The organism is Kineococcus aridisoli, from assembly GCF_050871885.1.
Classification (GTDB): Bacteria; Actinomycetota; Actinomycetes; order Actinomycetales; family Kineococcaceae; genus Kineococcus.
In genome coordinates this window covers 1-3789 of the sequence record NZ_JBJLSF010000160.1, presented here as the reverse complement: position 1 = coordinate 3789, position 3789 = coordinate 1, and the positions used below count along the sequence as shown (strand labels likewise).

Genomic DNA, 3789 nt, shown 5'->3' with positions numbered 1-3789 from the left:
CCCGGGAGCTCCCGGGGCGGCCGTCGTCGTGGTTCAGCGGGTGTCGGCTGCGGTCAGCCTGCTGCCGGCAGGGGCCGGCCGCGGGTCACTCCGCCAGCGGCGACGGCCCGAGCTCGGCGAGCAGCTCGGCCATCTTCTTGTACGCCTTGTTGCGGTAGTCGATGAGCGCGGCCAGCTTCTCCGGCTCCAGCTCCAGGAAGCCCGAACCGGTCTTGGTGCCGTACTTGCCGGCCTCGACGAGCTCGGTGAGGTTCTGCGGGGCGGACATCCGCTCGCCGAAGTGGTTCTCCAGGACCTTGAAGCCCTTGGCGTAGACGTCCAGGCCCGCCATGTCGGCGATGGCGAACGGCCCGAAGAAGGGCAGGCGGAAGCCGAAGGTGGTCGAGACGATGGTGTCGACGTCGGCGGGGGTGGCCACGCCCTCCTCGACGACCGTCATGGCCTCCTTCAGCAGCACGTACTGCAGGCGGTTGAGCACGAAGCCCGGCACGTCCTTGACCTGCGCGCCGCGACGGCCGGCGCGGGTCAGCAGCTCGTCGATGATCGGCAGCACGGCCGGGTCGGTCGCCTCGCCGGTGACCAGCTCGACGCCCGGGATGAACGGGGCCGGGTTGGAGAAGTGCACGGTGAGGAACAGCGAGGCGTCCTCGAACGCCTCCGCCAGCACCTTCACCGGGATGGTGGAGGTGTTGGTGCCGATGATCGTGCCGGGGGTGACGGCCTTCTCGACGCGCGAGAGGACGTCCTTCTTGACCTGCGGGTCCTCGAAGACGGCCTCCTCGACGAAGTGCACGTCCGCGACGGCCTCCTCGATGGAGTCGGCCGGGTGGAACTTCTCCTTGAGGACCTCGGTGCTGCCCGGGGCGAACAGGCCCTGCGACTCGAAGAGCTCGGACTCCTTCAGCAGCCGCTCGTAGTTGCGCTGGGTCGACTCCTTGTCGGCGTCGGCCAGCCACACGTCGTTGCCGGCCAGGGCCAGCGACTGGGCGATGCCGCCGCCCATGTAGCCGGTGCCGATCTGGGCGACCTTGGTGATCTTGTCGGTGCGGGGTGCGGTGGGCACGGGAGTCTCCTGTGGTGGTGGGTGCTCCCGGCGAGGGGCGGGCCGGCTCAGGCGCGGTCGGCCGCGGACTCGTCGGAGTGGTCTGCGTTGAGCGGGTGCGCGGCGATCTCCTGGATGACCGCGCGGAAGTTGGCGACGTCGTGGGCGAAGCGGCCGAGGAACAGGCCGTCGACGCCGTCGGCCACCTGGCTGAACAGCCCGGGGCCGGCGCTGCCGCCGTAGAGGATGCGGGTGCGCCCGCGACGGTGCGAGAGGGCCTCGCGCAGGCGGGTCGTGACGCCGACGACGTGCTCCGGCGGCGCGGGCTCGGTCTGCCCGATGGCCCAGTTGGGCTCGTAGCCGACGACGACCTCGGCGTCGTCGGGGACGTCCTCCAGCGCCGCGAGGACCTGGCTGATGGTGGTGCGCGCCGCGTCGTCGACGTCGATGCGCACGTTCTCGCCGATGCAGATCAGCGGGACCAGGCCGTTGCGGGCCGCCGCGGCCGCCTTGCGGGCGGTCACGATGTCGTCCTCGGCGAACATCCGCCGGCGCTCGGCGTGGCCGATCTCCACGAAGCGCGCCCCGGCCTCGCGCAGCGCGGCGGGGGACACCTCGCCGGTCAGCGCGCCGAAGTCCTCCCACGAGGCGTCCTGCGCGCCGACGGCGATGCCGGTGCCGCGCAGCAGGTCGATGCCCGTGGTGATGTTGAGGAAGTCCGGGATGACGAACGCGTCCACCCCGCTCGCCGCGACGTCGGGACCGAGGGCGGCGACGTCGGCGAGGTAGCTGCGGGTGCGGGCCAGCGAGAAGTACATCTTGAGGCTGACCCCGACGAGCGGGCGGGGACGGTTCGTCATGTGGTTCAGGCTCCAGCGTCGGTGCGGTCTGTCAGCAGGAGCTGACGGTACCGGCCTCGTCGTCGGCGTCGTAGCCCGCGCCGGTCTCGTAGGCCGTGATGGCGTCGACCTTCTCCTTGGAGTGGCTGGTGGGGTCGAAGACGTAGCCCAGGAACTCCTTGGCCAGCCGGCGGGCCAGCTCCTTGCCGATGACGCGCTCGCCCAGGGTGAGCACCTGCGCGTCGTTGGAGAGCACCAGGCGCTCGACGGAGAAGGAGTCGTGGGCCACCGAGGCGCGGATGCCGGGGACCTTGTTGGCGCTGATGGCCACGCCCATGCCGGTGCCGCAGACGAGGATGCCGCGGTCGGCCTCGCCGGCGGCGATCTTGCGGGCGGCCGCGACGGCCACGTGCGGGTAGGCGGTGCCCTCGTCGCCGTTGACTCCGACGTCGATGACCTCCTTGACGCGGGGGTCCTTCAGCAGGTCGGCCTTGATGGCTTCCTTGTAGGACAGGCCGGCGTCGTCGGAGGCGACGACGACGCGCCAGTGCAGATCGCTCACGGTGTTCCTCCTGGTCGTGGTGTCGGTGTCGGACGTGCGGTGGAGACGGTCAGAGCTGCTCGGCGACGGTGCGGGTCACCAGCGCCAGGGAGACGGCGCCGGCGTCGGGGTGGCCCAGCGAGCGCTCGGCCAGCGGGCGGGCCCGCCCGATCTGCGGGCGCAGGTCCTTGGTGGCCTCCGCGGCGGCCGTGGAGGCCTGCGCGGCGGCCGCCCAGGCGGTCTTCAGGTCGTCGCCGGCCGCCACGCGCTCGGCGAGCGCCTCGGCGAAGGGGACTTGCGCATCCAGCATGGTCTTGTTGCCCACCCGGGCGCCCGCCAGGCGCTGCACGGCCTCCACCGACGCGGTGGCACCGGCGGCGACCTGCTCGGCGGTGGGCGCGCCCTGGTCGCCCAGCTGGTCGGCGAAGGCGTGCAGCAGCACGCCCCAGATGACGCCGGAGGTGCCGCCGGCGCGGTCGGCCCACGCGCCCCCGGCCGCGGCCAGCGTCGAGGCGGCACCCGCCCCGGCGTCGGCGGCGGCGCGGGCGGCCTGCGCGGCGGCGACCGAGCCGTTGACCATGCCGGTGCCGTGGTCGCCGTCACCGGCGATGGCGTCGATGCGGCCCAGCTCGGCCTCGGCGTCCTCGAGGACGTCGCGCACGGCCTCGATGAGCGCGGCCACCTTCCGGCCGGCCTGCTGCGCGGCCTCGGGGGTGCCGGAGTAGTCGGCCACCTCCTCCTCGGGCGCCTGGAACACCGGGGCGGGGGTGGTCTCGATGACCGGGCCCACCGACAGCGCCGGGCACTGGGCCGGAGCCGTCCACAGCGTCTCCAGCTCCTCGTCCAGCCAGGTGACCGTCAGCGAGGCGCCGGCCATGTCCAGGGAGGTGACCAGCTCGCCGACCTGGGGGGCGACGATCTCGTAGCCGGCCGCCCGCAGCCGCGCCGCGATCGGCGCGTAGAGCAGGAACAGCTCCTCGTACTTGGTGGAGCCCAGGCCGTTGACGAGCACGGTGATCCGGCCGGTGTCGGGGGCGTCCTCGGGCTTGCCGCCCAGGACCCGCTGCACCAGCAGCTCGGCGATCTCCTCGGGGGAGCCGATGGGCTCCTCGGAGATGCCCGGCTCGCCGTGGATGCCCAGACCGACGCCCATGTGGCCCGGCGTGACGGTGAACAGCGGCTCGGTCTCGCCGGGCAGGGTGCAGCCGGCGAAGGCGATGCCCATGGAGCGGGTGAGGTCGTTGGCGCGGCGCGCGGCGCGCACGACGCCGTCCAAGTCGTAGCCGGCCTCGGCGGCCGCGCCGGGGATCATGAAAGCCACGACCTCGCCGGCGTTGTCGCGGCGCTGGGCGTTGGCCCCCAGGCCC

General features: G+C 73.1%; 4 protein-coding genes. All 4 read right to left on the bottom strand.

All coding sequences use genetic code 11. From position 1 onward, the window contains the following. Positions 1–85 precede the first annotated feature (85 nt). Positions 86–1063, bottom strand: a complete 978-nt coding sequence (locus ACRYM2_RS22930) for a 3-hydroxyacyl-CoA dehydrogenase family protein (RefSeq protein ID WP_432525004.1) — start codon at positions 1061–1063, stop codon at positions 86–88. A 47-nt stretch (positions 1064–1110) separates the two neighbouring features. Continuing rightward, on the bottom strand, positions 1111–1902 hold the full coding sequence (locus ACRYM2_RS22925; protein WP_432525002.1) for a triose-phosphate isomerase family protein: 792 nt from the start codon (positions 1900–1902) through the stop codon (positions 1111–1113). Between the two features lie 31 nt (positions 1903–1933). Continuing rightward, a complete protein-coding gene (locus tag ACRYM2_RS22920) occupies positions 1934–2443 on the bottom strand; it encodes a ribose-5-phosphate isomerase (RefSeq protein ID WP_432525000.1) in 510 nt (169 codons plus the stop codon). 49 nt (positions 2444–2492) lie between these two features. Beyond that, the coding region (locus ACRYM2_RS22915) for a dihydroxyacetone kinase family protein (RefSeq protein ID WP_432524998.1) at positions 2493–3789 on the bottom strand (1297 nt) is incomplete at its 5' end.

Coding starts and splice junctions, on each gene's coding strand:
- ACRYM2_RS22925 (WP_432525002.1), bottom strand. CDS start 1,902: ATGACGAACCGTCCCCGCCCGCTCGTCGGGGTCAGCCTCAAGATGTAC.